The following is a 16,976-nucleotide window of genomic DNA, read 5'->3' as shown; positions in this document are numbered from 1 at the left end:
GCGAGCCGATTTAATCCCTCCTCATAGAGCCCCACGCCCGGTGCGTGAGGCGATAACGCTAATGAGGAGAACCGCATGGATATCCGTGGCCTGGGCTACGTCACCGTAGCCTCGACTGACTTGAACCGTTGGCGCGAGTACGCCGCAGGGGTGCTCGGCATGATGGTCGAGGCCGGTTCGGAAGACGCGCTCTACCTGAAGATGGACGAGCGCCATTACCGCATCCTGGTTGAGAAGGCCGATCGTGACGGTTACGGCGCCTGCGGTTGGGAAGTGGCCGGCAAGGCAGCCTTCGAGCAGGCCATCGCCGAGCTGCAACAGGCTGATGTCGAGGTGCAGCGCGGCTCGGCGACTGATGCGAGCCTGCGCAAGGTGCAGGAGCTGGCGCGCTTCAGCGACCCGGATGGTAACCGCCACGAGCTGTTCTGGGGGGCGCGGCAGGACTTCGCTCCGTTCGTCTCCCCGGCCGGCGTCAGCGGCTTCATCACCAGCGATCTGGGGATGGGGCATGCGGTGCTGCCAGCGCCGAGTTTCGACCGCTGCCTGGACTTCTACGAGCGGGTCCTGGGCTTCGGCCTCTCCGACCTGATGAAGGTGCGTTTCACGCCCGACCCCGCCGAGCCGGAAAAGCGAATCCACTTCCTCCATTGCAACAACGGCCGCCACCACTCGCTGGCGCTGTTCGAGTGCCCAATTCCGTCCGGCTGCGTACACCTGATGGTGGAAGTACGGGAGCTGGATGACGTCGGTCGTGCGCTCGACCGTATGCACGCCAGCGGCGTGAAGCTTTCGGCCACCCTCGGCCGCCACACCAATGACGAAATGACCTCGTTCTACATGCAGACCCCGGGCGGCTTCGACCTGGAGTACGGCTGCGGCGGCAAGGTCATGGACTGGGATCGCCACCTGCCGTTCGAGAGCACAGTGGTGAGCTACTGGGGCCACGATTTCAGCGTCGGTCGTCGTTAAGGGAGATCAGAGAATGGATAAACGAATGACAGCGGCCGACGTGGTCGGCCAGCTACGCGACGGCATGACCATCGGTATCGGCGGTTGGGGCCCGCGGCGCAAGCCCATGGCGCTGGTCCGCGAGATCCTCCGCTCAGACCTCAAGGACCTCACGGTGGTCGCCTACGGCGGTGCCGACATCGGTATGCTCTGCGCTGCCGGCAAGGTCAGGAAACTGGTCTACGCCTTCGTCTCGCTCGACTTCATCCCGCTAGAACCCTACTTCCGCAAGGCCCGCCAGGAAGCGGCGGTGGAGGTGATGGAAATCGACGAAGGCATGCTCCTGCTCGGCCTGCGCGCTGCCGCCATGCGCGCGCCCTTCATCCCCACCGCCCTTGGCCTGGGTACTGATGTGCTGCAAATCAACCCGCAGCTCAAGCTGGTGGCGTCACCTTACGACGACAGCCGCGACTGGGTCGCCATGCCGGCGCTGAAGCTGGATGCCGCGCTTATCCACGTCGACCGTGCCGACGCCCGTGGCGTGTGCCAGATCGCCGGGCCCGACCATTACATGGATGACCTTTTCGTACGCGCCGCCGACAAGGCCTACGTGAGTTGCGACGAGCTGGTACCGAGCGATTTCTTCCACGCCGACCCCGAGAACGCCCGCAAGGTGTTTTGGGAACGCAACCGCACCACCGGCGTCGTGCACCTGCCGGGTGGGGCACACCCCTCGTCCTGTGCACCGCTGTACGGCTTCGACGTGGCCCACTTCAAGGCCTACAACGCGTCGGCTGGCGAGCCGGATGGCTGGCAGGCCTATGTCGAGCAGTACGTGAACTGCGGTGAAGAGGAATACCTCGCCCGCGTGGGTGGCCTGGAAGCCATTCGCAAACTGCCGCTCCCGGTTTTTTGAATACGAGAGTTGAGGACGCCCAGATGACCCCGACCAATCAAGCCTACAGCCTGGCAGAGCTGATGATCTGCGCCGCCTCCGAGACGTTCCGCGACGATGGCGAAGTGCTTGCCACCGGTATCGGCGTGCTGCAGCGCCTGTCCGCGTCCCTGGCCATGCTCAACAGCAACTCGGAGCTGATGATGACCGACTCCGAGGCCTTCATGGTCGCCGAACCGGTGCCGCTGGGCCCGCGTGGCGGCTACCAGCCGAAATGCGACAGCTGGATGGGCTTCTCGCGCATCTTCGACAACGTCTGGAGCGGCCGCCGCCATGCCCTGGTAGGTCCGGTTCAGGTCGATCGCTTCGGCCAGGCAAACATTTCCTGCATCGGTGACCACGCCAAGCCCAAGTCGCAGATGCTCGGCGTGCGTGGTTTCCCCGGCAACTCGATCAACCATGCCAACTCCTTCCTGGTGCCCAGCCACAACAAGCGGGTCTTCGTCGAAGGCGAGGTGGATGTAGTGTCGTCCGTTGGCTACAACCCGGCGCGCCTGGCGCGTGGCTGGTCGATGGACGAGATCGACATTCGCCTGATCATCACCGACCTCTGCGTCATGGACTTCCAGGGCCCTGACCGGCAGATGCGCGTTCGCTCGCTGCATCCGGGCGTGACCGCTGCCGAAGTCCAGGCCGCCACCAGCTTCCCGCTGCACCTGCCGGAGTCCATCCCGACCACGGCGGCGCCGACCCTGGAGCAACTCATCCTCATCCAGCAACTGGACCCGCACAACCTGCGTGCCAGCCAGATCAAGGACAATCCGCCGGGCGTCCGCGCCCCGCAATGAATAACGACAAGAAGGCCTGAAGTCCCGCGAGACGGAGCAGCGCAGATGAACGAGAACATAGATAACAACGATCAAGTGGTGCTCTTCGAGGTGCAGGGCCCGGTGGCCCTGGTGACCATGCACCGCCCCGAGTACCACAACGCGCAGAACTCGCGGATGACCTATGCCCTGGATGCCGCCTTCAAGCGCGCCTGTGACGATGATGCCGTGAAGGTCATTGTCCTGCGGGGCGCTGGCAAGCACTTTTCAGCCGGGCACGACATCGGCACGCCGGGCCGTGACGTCAATCAGAGCTTCGACCGCGCCAGCCTCTGGTACGACCACGTGAACAAGCCGGGCGGCGAGTTCCTCTATGCCCGCGAGCAGGAGGTCTACCTCGGCATGTGCCGGCGCTGGCGCGACATGCCCAAGCCGACCATCGCCATGGTGCAGGGTGCCTGCATCGCCGGTGGCCTGATGCTGGCCTGGGTCTGCGATCTGATCATCGCCTCGGATGACGCCTACTTCTCCGATCCGGTGGTGCGCATGGGTATTCCCGGCGTCGAGTACTTCGCCCACGTTCATGAGCTGAACCCGCGCATCGCCAAGGAGTTCCTCTTCCTCGGCGAGCGCATGCCGGCCGAGCGCGCCTGGCAGATGGGCATGGTCAACAAGGTAGTGCCGCGCGACGTGCTGGAAGACGTGACGATGGACGTGGCCCGGCGCATCGCGCAGATGCCGCGCCTGGGCCTGCAACTGACCAAGCAGGCGGTGAACAATGCCGAGGACCTGATGGGCAAGCGCGCCACCATGGACATGGTGTTCGGGCTGCATCACTTCGCTCATGTGCACAACGAACTGGTCAGTGGCGACAAGCTGGGCGGCTACGACGCCCGCGCCATGGCCCAGTCCCAGCGCAAATCGGCGGAGGCGTGATGGCGATTTCCCTCGATACCCGCCTGACCCAGCTACTGGGTTGCCGCTACCCGATCATCCAGACTGCCATGGGCTGGGTCGCCGACCCGAAACTGGTTGCCGCCACCGGCAATGCCGGCGGTTTCGGCTTCCTTGCCGGCGCCACCATCGAACCGGACAAAATGGAGGCTGCGATCCTCCAGACCAAGTCACGGACGGACCGCCCCTTCGGCGTCAATTTCCACATGTATCAGGCCAACGCCGCCGAGATCGTCGAACTGGTGCTGCGCCACAAGGTGCGCGCCGTCAGCTACAGCCGTTCGCCGGGCAAGGCGATGATCGGCCGACTCAAGGATGCCGGCGTGGTCTGCATCCCTACGGTGGGCGCCCTCAAACACGCGGTGAAAGCCGTGGAAATGGGGGCCGACGCCGTGACCGTGCAAGGCGGGGAGGGCGGTGGCCATACTGGCTCGGTGCCCACTTCGATCCTGCTCGGCCAGGTGGTGGACGCGGTCGATGTGCCTGTGATCGCCGCGGGTGGCTTCAAGGATGGGCGTGGTCTGGTATCGGCCCTGGCGCTCGGCGCCGAAGGCATCGCCATGGGCACGCGCTTCCTGATGAGCGCCGACAGCCCGGTGCCCCAGGCGACCCTGGCGCGCTACCTGGCCGTCCGCGACCCCGCGGCGATCATCGTCAGCCGTGCCATCGACGGCATGCCGCAGCGGATGATCCGCAACGAATTGCTCGACCGTCTGGAGCGCTCGGGTGGCCTGCGCCGCTTGCTCCTGGCCCTGCGCAGTGCCCTGGCCTATCGCCGGCACAGCGGCGCCAGCATCGCCCAGCTGCTCGGCAGCGCCCTGAAGATGAGTGGCAGCGACGGCCTGACCGCCGCGCAGACGCTGATGGCCGCTAACGCGCCCATGGTGATCCAGAAGGCCATGGTCGACGGCCAGCCCGAAGAGGGCGTGCTGCCCGCCGGGCAGGTCGCCGCCAGCATCGACAGCCTGCCGGGCTGCGCCGAACTCATCGAATCCATCGTGCAGCAGGCCGAGCAACGTCTCGCCGAGCTGTGCCGCCGTGCATCCTGAGGGGGAGAAGGCCATGGCAACACCATTTCATGTCAGCCTCGACAACGGCATCGCCGAGATGGTCTTCGACCGTCCGCCGGTGAATGCCTTCGACAGCCAGGGTTGGGCGTCCATCGCCGCCGAGCTGGAACGCCTGGGCGAGGCGCCCGAGGTACGGGTCATCGTCATCCGCGCCCTGGGACGAGGCTTCTGCGCCGGGGTCGACATCAAGGAACTGGCGGCCAACGGCGACCTGATCGTCGCTGTGAACAAGGGCAACTACGACAGCTTCAAGGCCGTCCACCGTAATCCCAAGCCGGTGATCATCGCCGTGCATGGCTTCGTTCTCGGCGGCGGCATTGGCCTGTGCGGCGCAGCGGACATCCTGGTCGCCTCCGAATGCGCGCGCTTCGGCGTGCCCGAGGTGGACCGCGGCGCGATGGGTGGCGGCGCTCACCTGCAGCGCCTGTTCCCGGTGCAGAAGGTGCGCCACATGTACTTCACCGGCGAGATGATCGATGCCGCCGAGGCCTACCGCTTGGGCGCTGTTGAACGCGTGGTCAAGCGCGAGGATCTGCGCGATGCGGCCCTCTCGATCGCCCGCCAGATCGCCGCCAAGAGCCCGGCCATGATCGCCCTCGCCAAGGAGGCACTGACCGGTATAGAGGACGGCAATCTCGAAGACAAATACCGCTGGGAGCAAGGCTTCACCCTGCAGGCCTACCGCTCGCTGGATTCCCAGGAAGCCCGCGATGCTTTCGTCGACAAGCGCGATGCCAACTTCAAGGGCTGAAAACCTATGGAACTGACCTATACGCAGGAACAACAGGCCTTCCGTGACGAGGTACGCGCCTGGCTGGCGGCCAACGTGCCGGCCGAGCCGCTGCAGTCCTTCGACAGCGAAGCGGGCTTTGCCCAGCATCGCGCCTGGGAAACCAAGCTCAATGAGGGCCGCTGGGGCATGGTGACCTGGCCGAAGGAGCTGGGCGGGCGCGGCTGCGACTTGATCGAGTGGCTGATCTTCGAGGAAGAGTATTACCGCGCAGGTGCCCCGGCTCGGGTCAACCAGAACGGTATCTTTCTCCTCGGCCCGACCCTGATGGAATTCGGTACCCCCGAGCAGCAGGCGCGTTTCCTGCCGAAGATGGCCACGGGCGAGGAAGTCTGGGCCCAGGGCTGGTCCGAGCCGAACGCCGGCTCCGACATGGCGGCCATCCGCTGCCGTGCCGAACGCAAGGGGGACCACTTCGTTATCAACGGCCAGAAAACCTGGTCGACCCGCGCCGTATGGGCCGACTGGCTTTTCGGCCTGTTCCGCAGCGACCCGAGTTCGAGCCGTCACCACGGTCTCACCTTCATCCTGCTGCCGCTAAACAGTCCGGGCGTCACCGTGCGACCGATCCCACAGCTCAATGGTCTGCCGGGCTTCGCTGAAATCTTCTTCGACGACGTCAAGGTACCGGTGGAAAACGTGCTGGGCGGGGAGGGCATGGGCTGGCACGTGGCGATGTCCACGGCCGGTTTCGAACGCGGCCTGATGCTGCGCTCGCCGGCGCGCTTCCAGGAAACCGCACGCCGTCTGGTGCAGCTCTACCAGGCCAACCGCGAAGCGGCTGACCAGGACCCAGCCATCGGTGAAGCGGTGATGCGCGCCTGGCTGGATGCCGAGGCCTACACCCTGAACACCTACATGACCGCCTCGCGCCTGGTGAAGGGCGGCAAGATCGGTCCGGAATCCTCCACCAACAAGATCTTCTGGTCCGAACTGGACCAGCGCATGCATGAGACCGCGCTGTCGATCCTCGGCCTGCGAGGCGAACTGCTGCCCGAAGCGCCAGACGCCGGCGACGTCGGCCACTGGCTGGATGGTTTCCTGTTCGCCCAGGCCGGTCCGATCTACGCCGGCACCAACGAGATCCAACGCAACATCATCGCCGAGCGCATGCTCGGCATGCCGCGCGCATAACGGGGGCACCATGGACTTTACCTTCAGTGACGACCAACTGCTGTTCCAGGACAATGTGCGGGCTTTCCTCACCAATGAAGTGACGCCCGAGCGCATCCGCGACCTCTGGCAAACCGAGAGCGGCCGTTGCGACTACCTCTGGACCCAGCTCACCGAGCTGGGGCTGCCGGCCATGACCGTGCCCGATGGCTTCGGCGGGCTGGGCATGAACGAACTCGATTTCATCCTGCTGGCCCAGGAGTGCGGCTACGCGGCGCTGACCGAGCCGCTGGTCGACACCGTGCTGGTCGGCGTGCCGCTGCTCGCTGCCTTGGGCAACGAGCAGCTCGACCTGCAGAGCGAATGGCTGACCCGCATTGCCGAAGGCAAGGCCCGCCTGGCCGTGGGCCAACCCGGCAACCCGTTGGTGGCCGACGCCCATGTGGCCGACCTGTTGCTGCTGCCCCACGGCGATGAAGTGCACGCCGTGCCGCGCGCAGCCGTGGCACTGGTGCGCAACGCTTCGGTAGACCCGAGCCGGCAACTGTTTCGCGTTGACTGGACGCCCACCGCCGCCACCTGCGTGGCCGCGGGTGAGAAGGGCCGCACGTTGTGGGCCGATACCGTCAATCGCGGCGCTCTGGCCACTGCCGCGCAATTGCTCGGCCTCGCCAAACGGATGGTCGACCTGGCCGTGGACTACAGCTTCGAGCGCAAGCAGTTCGGCAAGCCAGTGGGCTCCTTCCAGGCAATCAAGCACCTGATGGCCAACGTGGCCGTGCAGATCGAGTTCGCCAAGGGTCCCCTGTACCGCGCCGCCTATGCCATTGCCAACGGGCTTTCGGAGCAGGACGCGCAAGTTTCCCACGCCCGGCTGGCCTGCACCGAAGCAGCCCTGCTGGCCGCCAAGAACGCCATCCAGACCCATGGCGCCATGGGATACACCTGGGAAGTCGACCTGCAGCTGTTCATGAAACGCGCCTGGGCCCTGGACAAGGTCTGGGGCGACCGCGGCTGGCACAAGGCACGGATTCGCGAGGCGCTGTTTGGCGGGGCGATTCTGCCGGGGGCTGGCAACACCTTCTGATACGGCATCCCTCACCCCAGCCCTCTCCCTCCGGGAGAGGGGCTGGGGGAGAGGGAAGCTCCGCTTCACTCCAAATTTCAAGACCCGAGGTACCCCATGCCCGAAGCCTACATAGTCGACGCCCTGCGCACCCCAACTGGCCGGCGCAAGGGCGGCCTGAGCCAGATCCATGCCGCCGACCTCGGCGCCCACGTACTGCGTGAGCTGGTGGCGCGCAATGGCATTCCCGATGACGAATACGACGACGTGATCTTCGGTTGCGTCGACACCATTGGCCCGTTGGCCGGCGACATCGCCCGCACCAGCTGGCTTGCCGCTGGCCTTTCCGACGCCGTGCCCGGCACCACCATCGACCGCCAGTGCGGCTCATCCCAGCAGGCCGTGCATTTCGCCGCCCAAGCGGTGATGAGCGGCACCCAGGATGTGGTGGTCGCCGGCGGCGTGCAGACCATGACGCAGATCCCCATCTCCTCGGCGATGACCGCAGCCGAGCCGCTGGGCTTCACCGATCCTTTCTCCGGTTCCGAAGGCTGGGTGCGTCGCTACGGCAAACAGCCGCCCACCCAGTTCCGCTCGGCGCAGATGATCGCCGAGAAGTGGGGCCTGTCCCGCGAGGCGCTGGAAGCCTATGCGCTGGAGTCCCACCGTCGTGCCCTGCGCGCGATCGAGGAGGGCCGTTTTGCTCGCGAAATCGTCCCGCTGGCCGGTGTGCAGCATGACGAAACCCCGCGCCAGACCAGCCTGGACAAGATGGCCGAGCTGGAATTCCTGTTCGGCTGCGACCGCGTCACCGCTGCCGTCTCCAGCCAGACCTGCGACGCCGCCAGCGCCATGCTGGTGGTCTCCGAGGCTGCGCTGAAGCGCTACAACCTCACCCCGCGTGCTCGCATCCACCACATCAGCGTGCGTGCTGAAGACCCGGTTTGGATGCTCACCGCACCGATCCCGGCCACTGCCTACGCGCTCAAGCGCGCCGGTATGAGCTTGGGTGACATCGACCGGGTGGAGATCAACGAAGCCTTCGCTTCAGTGGCCATGGCCTGGCTCAAGGAAACCGGCTACCCGCACGAACGCACCAACGCCAACGGCGGCGCAATTGCTCTCGGCCACCCCCTGGGTGCGACCGGCACCCGCCTGATGTGCACGCTGCTCCATGAACTGGAGCGCAGTGGCGGGCGTTACGGCCTGCAGACCATGTGTGAAGGTGGCGGGCAGGCGAACGTGACGATCATCGAGCGGCTTTGAATCTGTCGACCCTCTCCCCTGACCCTCTCCCTGAAGAGGAGAGGGCAGCCAAAGCCGACCCCAAATTCAGAATCACCGGAGAACCAAAATGCCAATCTGCAAAGACCGCGTAGTCATCATCACCGGCGCCGGCGGCGGGCTGGGCCGGGCCTATGCCCTGGCTTTCGCCGCCGAGGGTGCCAAGGTCGTGGTCAACGACATCAACCTGCAAGCCGCCGAGGCCGTGGTGGCCGATATCCGCGAACAAGGCGGTGAGGCCCTGGCCAATAACGGCGACATCACCCACTACGCCGCCGCCGGCGACATCGTGCGCCAGGCCGTAGAGGCCTACGGCGACCTGCACGTGCTGGTGAACAACGCCGGCATCTGCCGCGACCGCATGTTCGCCAGCCTCACCGAAGCCGACTGGGATGCGGTGATGGCCGTGCACCTCAAGGGTCATTTCTGCCTGGCCAGCCACGCGGTGAAGCACTGGCGCGAGCAGGCCAAGGGCGGCGTCGCGGTCAAGGCGCGGATCATCAACACCAGCTCGGGCGCCGGCCTGCAGGGTTCCATCGGCCAGTCAAACTACGCCGCGGCGAAGGGCGGTATCGCCTCGCTGACGCTGGTCCAGGCCGCTGAGCTGGCGCGCTACGGCATCACCGCCAACGCCCTGGCCCCGGCCGCTCGCACCGGCATGACCGAGCAGGTGTTCGCCGACGTGATGAAGAAGCCGGAAGAAGGCTTCGACTACTTCGCACCCGAAAACGTCGCGCCGCTGGTGGTCTGGCTCGGCTCGGAAGCCTCCCAGGCCATCACCGGGCGGATGTTCGAGGTGGAAGGCGGCAAGCTGTCCATCGGCGATGGCTGGCGCCGTGGCCCCGAGTTTGACAAGGGCGCGCGCTTCGTTCCCGAGGAACTGGGCGGGGTCGTCGAGCAATTGCTGGCCGAGGCGGTGCCGGCGCAGAAGGTGTATGGCAGCTAAGCCTGCCGTTGCCTTCAGGCCCGTGCCGGGTTGCGCAGGATCTGCGCAACCCGCGCCTGCAACTGGGTGGGAGACAAGGCTTCCCACGGCGCATGCGCTGCTGGCGCAAGTTGGAGCGGGCGACGTTCTGTCCGAGCTGATCGGCCTCGTCTATGAAGGCCTGAACGAGGCCACGCCGTGGTACAGCTTTGCCGAGCGGCTCCGCCATCTGTGGGCGGCGCTCAATGTCACGGTCACCTTGCACCACTCCGACGACCTGCCTTGCGATGTGCAGGTGATGTCCGTCGATGAGGATGACGATACCGACTGGCTACTTGCGGAACAGATTCACCGCGAGCGTTTTACCCACATCGAACTGGTTCGACCCGAATCGGTGCTGCCGGGCGATGTCATCGTGTTCGGCCCCACGGATGTGGAGCCCGATTGCGCCGCTTTCCTGGATTCTCTCAATATCGCCAGTTGCCTCAGGACCTGCTTTGCCGAGCCGGGGGGCATGCGCTGCTGGGTTGATGTGATACGTGCCCGCAGGACACCGGAGCATCCTTTCTCCTCCGCAGACCTGGAATTGATCAGAGGCTTGTTGCCCCATCTCACCCGTGCCCTTGGACTCTATGCACGGATCAAGCGCCAGGAGGCAGAAAAGTCGATCTATGAAGGCAGCCTGGATCACTTGGTGCTGGGCTGCCTGGTGCTCGATGGCGATGCGAAGGTGATATGCGTGAATCGCGCCGCCAGGGCCATCATCGACAAGTATCCGGGTATTGAACTGAACCATGAACGGGTGCAGTTGCAGGACCGCATGATGCAACGGGTGCTCGAGAAGGCCATGGCCAATGCCATTGCATCCAGAATGCAGCGCGGTGGGGGCTGCCACGGTGAGTTGGTGCGATTGCACGCCCAGGATGGCGTGCTGTTGGGGATGCTGGTCACGCCGGTACCGTTGGCTCCGTACTACCAGGGCAAGCATGTGCCCAGCGTCATCATCTACCTCTCGGAACTGACCGAAAGCTTTGCGGCGCTGCAGGCTGCGAAGAGCGCCCCTCCGGACCTGATCGCCCAGCTGTTTGACCTGACCCGCCAGGAAGCCAAGCTCGCCGCCTTGTTGGCCGCGGGCCGAACCATCAGCGAAGCGGCTGAGCAGATGGGCATTGCGGTGACCGCCGCGCGCAACTACTCGAAGAACATCTACGCGAAGCTGGGCATCAAGGGCCAGACCGACCTCGTGCGGATCGTGTGCAAGAGTTTTGCCCTCCTGCGCTGACCCTCGAGCCGTTCTCGATCAGGCGCGGGGCCGGTGTTGCAAGGCAATTGGCAGCAGGGCGGTGGCCGCCAGGGCGCCGCAGAGCAGCAGGGGGAGGGTATAGGTGTGCGTGGTGTCGACGAGGTAACCGACGGCTTCCGGGCTGAACGCGGAGCCGAGGCCGGCCATCAGGTTGCCGATGCCGAGCAGGCTACCGAAGTTGCGTTGCCCCATCGCCTCCACCAGCAGCAAGGGTGAGAGTTGGTTGACCAGGTTGAAGGTGGTGCCCCAGGTCAGGGAAAAAAGCGCGATTGCTCCCAGGCCCAATACCGGATCGTTCGCTCCCAGGAGGCACAGGATGCCTGCGGTACCGATGACGGTGCCGATCAGCAGGATGTTCTTTGCCCTCCAGCGGTTACTCAACAAGCCGAAGGTGAAATTGCCGATCAACGCAGCAGCGCCGATACCGGCGTAAAAGACGGCAGCGTCCTGGGCCGAATATCCGGCAGAGATGAGATAGGGAACGAGCGCGATGAAGATGCCGAGGCTGCTCAGGGTCAGCAGCAGCTGCATGGCGATCCACATCCAGTACCGCGGCATGCGTAACGCGTGGCCGATTCCATGACCAAGGGGCTCGTCCGCCGGCTGCAGGCCCACGACCGATGTGTTGCCAGGCATGCGTGCCAGCCATAGCAGCAATGGAGCGCAGATCAGCAGAATCATGCCGGCGATAGCCTGCATCGTACTGCGCCAGTCCACCTCAGCGATGGTGTGGGTGAGCAGTATGGGGAAGATCATGGCGCCAATGGAGGCGCCTGAGAGCAGGATGCCGAAGGCCAGGCCTTGCCGGTTTGGCACTATCCAGCGCGTGGCCAGGGTGATGGCCGGGACATAGGTCGAGGCGCCAACGCCAAGGCCACTCAACGCCATGGCAAGCGTGAGTTGGGTGATGTCAGGGCTCCGCGAGGCGAGCAGATAGCCCAGCGCAGCCAAGATGGCGCCCGCTGTCATGACCGGCCGCGGCGAGATGCGATCGAGCAGCCAGCCCGCCACGGGCATTGCCAGGGTCATGCTGAAAATGAACGCGGTGGCCAGGCGCGCGGCCTCTTCGTTGGTGCATCCCAGGGACGTGGTGATCGGCAGGGTGAATACGCTGATGGCGTTCAGGGTAGTGCCGAAGATGATGCACAGTACCACCGCCAATCCAAGGACTAGGGTCCAACCCTGGCGCTGGTTCGGGTGGCTCTCAGCCTTTGTGGACGGGCCAGTGCGGTCCGCCGCTACCGCGTCGATATCCAGCCCAACCACAGTGTTTTGCAAACGCGCCATATCGAAGCTCTCTTGTTGTTATCGGTCGGGACTTTGCGTCCGGAGTCTATCCATCGCCTGACCACCGGATATCGCCCATTGGGGCTAGGCATCTTTAGTTGTCCGTCGATCTCTTGCTCCAGTACCAGTTGGTACTGGTTCGTTCATTCGCTCTCTCAATAGGATCGATCACGCTGTGGCAGGCATTAGCGGGTCGACCCCGTTCAGCCTCGATCAGTCCGAAATGAGGTTTCTGGAATGAATTCGAGGAGGCAGTAGTGAGCTGGAGAGAATACCGGCGTGCGGCAGCGGGACAGGTTCCGGTCTTTCCGATTGCAGGCGCGTATGAGTCGGGTGTGGTGCCCATTCGCTTCAGCGGCTGGCCTTTGTCACAGCAAGGCCCTGCCTACCCAGCACTGGACCAGGACATCGAAGCTGATGTGGTCGTCGTCGGTGCCGGGTTGGTTGGGGCTTCCTTGGCCTTGCATCTGGCCGAGGGTGGTGTACGTGTGGTGGTTCTGGAGGCGGATCAACCCGGTAGCGGTGCATCCGGTCGCAATGCCGGGCATGTGCAGCCCTACCTGGGTTCCGTTGAGCCACTTCGGGCGCACGCCGACCAGGGGAAGCGTTTCACCGAGTACTTCATCCAGCACCGCGACATCGTCTTCGACCTTTGCCAAAAACACGGACTGCAGGCGGATGCGGTGAAGTCCGGCATGGTCGATGCGGCCTATCGCAAGCATGCCGCGCTCGAGAACAAGGTGAGCCAGTGGAAGGCGTTCGGCTATGACGTCGACATCGTCGGGGCTGCCCGGCTCAAGGAACTGCTGGGCACTGATGCATACGGCTACGGCATCCATTGGCGCGAGGGCGGCCGGGTCAATCCCTACCTCTTCACCAACGGCATGATTGGCGCCGCCGTCCGCCTGGGCGCGAGGGTTCATGGCAATACCTGTGTGGTCGGCTGCGAACGGATCGGGTCGCACTGGCGGGTCCGTTCGGCCACCGGCAGTGTGCGCGCACAGCAGGTGGTGATCTGCACCAACGGCCATGCCGGCAATGCCTTCTTTCCGGAGCTTGCCCGCACCCAGTTCCCGCTGGTGGCCTGCGGGATGGCCACGCGGCCACTGCCGCAGTCGGTGCTGGACATCGTCAATCCGGCCCGGGTCAGCCTCATGCAGCATCCCGCCGGCCTGTATCCGTTGATCATCGACGGCCGCAATAGACTGATCACTGCGACCATTCCGGGTCCTGGCCGTGCCCAGAGGGCGGAAACCTATTTCGCCTATTTCCTGAGATATCTGCATCGCACCTATCCGCGGCTTCGCGGCACCCACATCGAACTGGAGTCCTACTGGACGGGCATGACGGCCAATTCGTCCTCCCTCTACGAGGCGGCCTACCCGAAGTTGTACCAGGTGGCCGATGGGGTGCTGGCCCTGATGAATTTCGGCTCATGGGGCAACGTCATGGGCCCGATGATGGGCGCCAACCTGGGCCAGGCGCTGGCCAGCGATCGCCCCCAGGACTTCCTGCTCCCGCTGGAAACCCCGCAGGCCGTGCATTTCCCGGGCCTGTTCGAAACCAAGATCCGACGCGTGCTGATTCCCGCAGCGAGGTGGGCCGACAAGCTGAATCTGGTTTGACGGACGCGTTGGTAGGTAGCTGCAAGAACGCCTGTGCGGACCAATGGGCAAGGACGTCCCGCCTGGGATGGAGTGGTCCGGCGGCATCGAATCGCCAATACACAAAAACAAAAGCTGGAGATTGAACAATGAAAATCTTGCTACTGGGCTGCGGCAACGTCGGTGCGAACGTTGCGCGCCAGTTGGTGCCCCGTCACCCCGAGATCGAGTGCATCATCGGCGACCTCAACCTCGCGAACGCCGAAAAGCTGGCCGCCGAACTCGGCCCCAGGGCGACCCCAGTCAGCGCCGACATTCGCGACCCGGCACGCCTGGATGCGCTGCTCGATGGTGTCGACCTGGTGTTCAACGCTGTCGGGCCGTTCTACCGCAGTGCCGTGCCGGTCATCGAGGCTGCGCTGCGTGCGCGTGTCGACTACATCGATATCAATGACGATCACGATGTCGCCGAGGCGCTGTTCCTTGATCCGTCATACCACCAGCGTGCCCTGGAGGCGGGGATCAAACTGGTCATCGGCTGCGGCTCGACACCGGGGCTGACCAATGTAATGGCCAGGATGCTCGCCGACCGCCTCGACAAGGTGCGCGAGATCCATCTGGCCACCGCCGTGCCCTTCGTGCCGGACCTGCTGTCGCCGGCGGTCATCGACCACATGATGCACATCACTGCCGGAGAGGTGGTGCAGTTCGTCGACGGGGAGTACCGCAAGATGCCGGGTTGGGGCGGCCGGCTCGAGGTGCCTTATGCAGCACCCTTCAAGGCCTATCCGTCCTTCTTCATAGGCCACGGCGAAACCGTCACCCTGCCGCACTTCATCAAGGGGTTGGATCAGGTGACCAACCGCATCGCCTTCTTCCCCGAAGCCGGCGCTGAAGTCTGGCGTTCTCTGATCGACCTGGGGCTGGGCAATTCCGAGGTGATCGAGGGGCTCGGCATCTCGCCGCTCAAGTTCCTCACTCATCACCTGTCCAGCGATGTCGGTCGCAAGAGCGTGACCGTCGACCTTTCGGACGAGCCTTGGGCCGTCGCTTCCCGTGTGGAGGTGGTGGGCGAGCGCAGCGGCGCCGAAGTGCGCTGCGTACTGGAGCATCACCTGGACCTGCCCACCGAGCAGGCCGAGGACAGTACTGCCGACCCGACGCCGACCTGCGCCCGCTTGGTCATCGAGGCCTGGCTGGCCGGTGGCGTGGCCGGCAAGGGCCTGCTGGCGCCCGAAGTCTGCCTGGACGCGGAGGCCTATGTGCGCGCCTTTGCACAGGAGACCGGTGGCCGGTTGATCGAGACCGAAACGGTGCTCAAGCGCGATCTCTACGCCTGAGGAAAGTCCGCGCTGCCTGAAGTCCGGGAGCGCACTGGAACTGCCTGATGATCACGATGAGATCGCCTTCCGGGGGAAGTCCGGTCTCTGCAAGAGGATAGAGGACACCATGAACATGAAATTCCGTAGGACGTTGCCCCTGCTGGCAACGCTGATGCTGGTTGCCCAGGGGGCCGGGGCTGTGACAACCGAAGTCGAGGCGGCGAAGCTCGGTACTGAGCTCACCTGCTTTGGCGCAGAAAAGGGCGCCAATGCCGATGGCTCCATCCCAGCATTTGGTGGGCAGTGGCTGGGCACGCCGCCCGGCGTCGAGTTTGGTGGGCTTGGCACACGCCACCCTGATCCCTATGCCGCGGAAAAACCGCAGTTCGTGGTGACCGCGCAGAATATGGCGCAGTACGCGGACAGGCTGTCCGACGGGCAGAAGGCGCTGCTGAAGAAGTATCCCGACAGCTATTCGATTCCTGTCTACCCCAGTCATCGCGATTTCCGCTACGAAGACTACCGCTGCGACCTGAACCGCAAGAATGCCGTCAGCTCGGTGCTGGAAGACGGCAACATGGGTGTGCGTGCGCTGAAGGGAGGCATTCCGTTCCCGATGCCGAAGACGGGCGACGAGCTGCTGCGCAACATCCTGTTGCCGGTCTTCGCCCACCAGGAAGATGCCGTGTACGACCAGGCCGTGGTCTACCCGAACGGCAACATCGCCTGGGGGCAGATGCGTATGGAGATCCTCGACCAGACCAGTGGTCATGACGACCTTGGCAAGCCGACTGAGGGCATCTTCGCCTACTCGCGGGTGACCATCCTCAAGCCCGAGCGCCAGAAGGGCGAGGTGATGCTCACCTACACCTACTTCAATGAAGCGAAGAACCCGCAGACGAGCTGGACCTACAACCCCGGCACACGTCGTGTCCGCCAGTCTCCCGGCTTCGGTTTCGACATGCCGCTGGGTGTCGGCGGATTCCGCACTATCGATGACGACCGCCTCTTCAACGGTTCGCCCGAGCGCTACAACTGGAAACTCGTCGGCAAGCGCGAGCTGTTCATCCCCTACAACGGCTATCGGCTGGAGAACGCCGGGGTCAAGTACGTGAGCCTGCTGCGTCCCGGCAGTATCGACCCGCAGCTGATGCGCTATGAGCCGCACCGCGTATGGGTTCTGGAAGCGACGCTGAAGGAAGGGTTCCGCCATCAATACGCCAAGCGCGTTCTGTACGTCGACGAAGACACCTGGCTTGCCGTCATGGCGGACAACTATGACGCGCACGGCGAGCTGTGGCGCACCAACTTCATGAACACTTACTACGCCTACGGCGCGAAGCTGTTCCATTCCGGCGTCACCGTCTATCACGACCTGGTGTCCGGGGCCTACCTGGCCGACCGCCTGACCAACGAGATCGATCCGCCGCTGGTCAATGGCGACCGCTTGAAGCCCTTCATGTTCACCACCGACCTGCTGCGCCAATCGGGCAGGTAAGTGGAGCGGACTTAGCGCTCGGACACGAATTTTCCTAACGGACCTTTTTTACGAGACAGCATCCCTGGCGACGGCACGCCCGTCGCCAGG

The 16,976-nt window shown here is 64.5% G+C and carries 15 protein-coding genes; 14 read left to right on the top strand and 1 reads right to left on the bottom strand.

Annotated elements, in window-relative coordinates; translation table 11 throughout:
* Window positions 1-75 precede the first annotated feature (75 nt).
* From J7302_RS07760 to J7302_RS07710, 11 genes are all read left to right on the top strand, one after another.
* Window positions 76-969 (top strand): VOC family protein, encoded by an 894-nt coding sequence (locus J7302_RS07760; RefSeq protein ID WP_215372638.1) that lies wholly within the window; start codon window positions 76-78, stop codon window positions 967-969.
* Between the two features lie 13 nt (window positions 970-982).
* Window positions 983-1,864, top strand: coding sequence for a CoA transferase subunit A (locus tag J7302_RS07755; RefSeq protein ID WP_215372635.1), 882 nt, complete (start codon window positions 983-985; stop codon window positions 1,862-1,864).
* A gap of 23 nt (window positions 1,865-1,887) precedes the next feature.
* A complete protein-coding gene (locus J7302_RS07750; RefSeq protein WP_215372634.1) occupies window positions 1,888-2,691 on the top strand; it encodes a CoA-transferase subunit beta in 804 nt (267 codons plus the stop codon).
* 45 nt (window positions 2,692-2,736) lie between these two features.
* Window positions 2,737-3,606 (top strand): enoyl-CoA hydratase, encoded by an 870-nt coding sequence (locus tag J7302_RS07745; protein WP_215372632.1) that lies wholly within the window; start codon window positions 2,737-2,739, stop codon window positions 3,604-3,606.
* Complete coding sequence (locus tag J7302_RS07740; protein ID WP_215372630.1) at window positions 3,606-4,673, top strand: NAD(P)H-dependent flavin oxidoreductase; 1,068 nt, start codon at window positions 3,606-3,608, stop codon at window positions 4,671-4,673. The genes J7302_RS07745 and J7302_RS07740 overlap by 1 nt, the downstream gene beginning before the upstream one ends.
* Window positions 4,674-4,686: 13 nt before the next feature.
* Complete coding sequence (locus J7302_RS07735; RefSeq protein WP_215372628.1) at window positions 4,687-5,445, top strand: enoyl-CoA hydratase family protein; 759 nt, start codon at window positions 4,687-4,689, stop codon at window positions 5,443-5,445.
* Between the two features lie 6 nt (window positions 5,446-5,451).
* Window positions 5,452-6,618: an acyl-CoA dehydrogenase gene (locus J7302_RS07730; RefSeq protein ID WP_215372626.1), complete on the top strand. Its 1,167-nt coding sequence runs from the start codon at window positions 5,452-5,454 to the stop codon at window positions 6,616-6,618.
* 10 nt (window positions 6,619-6,628) lie between these two features.
* A complete protein-coding gene (locus J7302_RS07725) occupies window positions 6,629-7,684 on the top strand; it encodes an acyl-CoA dehydrogenase family protein (RefSeq protein ID WP_215372623.1) in 1,056 nt (351 codons plus the stop codon).
* A 96-nt stretch (window positions 7,685-7,780) separates the two neighbouring features.
* Entirely contained in the window at window positions 7,781-8,929 is a 1,149-nt protein-coding gene (locus J7302_RS07720) for an acetyl-CoA C-acetyltransferase (protein WP_215372620.1), read from the top strand.
* 88 nt (window positions 8,930-9,017) lie between these two features.
* Entirely contained in the window at window positions 9,018-9,893 is an 876-nt protein-coding gene (locus tag J7302_RS07715; protein WP_215372618.1) for an SDR family oxidoreductase, read from the top strand.
* A complete protein-coding gene (locus tag J7302_RS07710; protein WP_215372616.1) occupies window positions 9,883-11,154 on the top strand; it encodes a helix-turn-helix transcriptional regulator in 1,272 nt (423 codons plus the stop codon). Before J7302_RS07715 ends, J7302_RS07710 begins: the two co-directional genes overlap by 11 nt.
* A gap of 18 nt (window positions 11,155-11,172) precedes the next feature.
* Here J7302_RS07710 and J7302_RS07705 read toward each other — a convergent pair whose 3' ends face one another.
* Window positions 11,173-12,462: an MFS transporter gene (locus tag J7302_RS07705; protein WP_215372613.1), complete on the bottom strand. Its 1,290-nt coding sequence runs from the start codon at window positions 12,460-12,462 to the stop codon at window positions 11,173-11,175.
* 257 nt (window positions 12,463-12,719) lie between these two features.
* On the opposite strand from J7302_RS07705, the gene J7302_RS07700 reads away from it, so the two are divergent.
* The 3 genes from J7302_RS07700 to J7302_RS07690 all read left to right on the top strand — a co-directional run bounded on the left by J7302_RS07700 (window position 12,720) and on the right by J7302_RS07690 (window position 16,886).
* A complete protein-coding gene (locus tag J7302_RS07700) occupies window positions 12,720-14,087 on the top strand; it encodes an NAD(P)/FAD-dependent oxidoreductase (protein WP_215372611.1) in 1,368 nt (455 codons plus the stop codon).
* 128 nt (window positions 14,088-14,215) lie between these two features.
* Window positions 14,216-15,406 (top strand): saccharopine dehydrogenase family protein, encoded by a 1,191-nt coding sequence (locus J7302_RS07695; protein WP_215372609.1) that lies wholly within the window; start codon window positions 14,216-14,218, stop codon window positions 15,404-15,406.
* 109 nt (window positions 15,407-15,515) lie between these two features.
* Complete coding sequence (locus J7302_RS07690) at window positions 15,516-16,886, top strand: DUF1329 domain-containing protein (protein ID WP_251701943.1); 1,371 nt, start codon at window positions 15,516-15,518, stop codon at window positions 16,884-16,886.
* Window positions 16,887-16,976: the final 90 nt, after the last annotated feature.

The organism is Metapseudomonas boanensis (genome assembly GCF_018704125.1).
Taxonomy (GTDB): Bacteria; Pseudomonadota; Gammaproteobacteria; order Pseudomonadales; family Pseudomonadaceae; genus Metapseudomonas; species Metapseudomonas boanensis.
The sequence above is the reverse complement of the archived record's forward strand: the minus strand, read 5'-3'. Positions and strand labels throughout refer to the sequence as shown.

Coding starts and splice junctions, on each gene's coding strand:
- J7302_RS07760 (WP_215372638.1), top strand. CDS start 76: ATGGATATCCGTGGCCTGGGCTACGTCACCGTAGCCTCGACTGACTTG.
- J7302_RS07755 (WP_215372635.1), top strand. CDS start 983: ATGGATAAACGAATGACAGCGGCCGACGTGGTCGGCCAGCTACGCGAC.
- J7302_RS07750 (WP_215372634.1), top strand. CDS start 1,888: ATGACCCCGACCAATCAAGCCTACAGCCTGGCAGAGCTGATGATCTGC.
- J7302_RS07745 (WP_215372632.1), top strand. CDS start 2,737: ATGAACGAGAACATAGATAACAACGATCAAGTGGTGCTCTTCGAGGTG.
- J7302_RS07740 (WP_215372630.1), top strand. CDS start 3,606: ATGGCGATTTCCCTCGATACCCGCCTGACCCAGCTACTGGGTTGCCGC.
- J7302_RS07735 (WP_215372628.1), top strand. CDS start 4,687: ATGGCAACACCATTTCATGTCAGCCTCGACAACGGCATCGCCGAGATG.
- J7302_RS07730 (WP_215372626.1), top strand. CDS start 5,452: ATGGAACTGACCTATACGCAGGAACAACAGGCCTTCCGTGACGAGGTA.
- J7302_RS07725 (WP_215372623.1), top strand. CDS start 6,629: ATGGACTTTACCTTCAGTGACGACCAACTGCTGTTCCAGGACAATGTG.
- J7302_RS07720 (WP_215372620.1), top strand. CDS start 7,781: ATGCCCGAAGCCTACATAGTCGACGCCCTGCGCACCCCAACTGGCCGG.
- J7302_RS07715 (WP_215372618.1), top strand. CDS start 9,018: ATGCCAATCTGCAAAGACCGCGTAGTCATCATCACCGGCGCCGGCGGC.
- J7302_RS07710 (WP_215372616.1), top strand. CDS start 9,883: ATGGCAGCTAAGCCTGCCGTTGCCTTCAGGCCCGTGCCGGGTTGCGCA.
- J7302_RS07705 (WP_215372613.1), bottom strand. CDS start 12,462: ATGGCGCGTTTGCAAAACACTGTGGTTGGGCTGGATATCGACGCGGTA.
- J7302_RS07695 (WP_215372609.1), top strand. CDS start 14,216: ATGAAAATCTTGCTACTGGGCTGCGGCAACGTCGGTGCGAACGTTGCG.
- J7302_RS07690 (WP_251701943.1), top strand. CDS start 15,516: ATGAACATGAAATTCCGTAGGACGTTGCCCCTGCTGGCAACGCTGATG.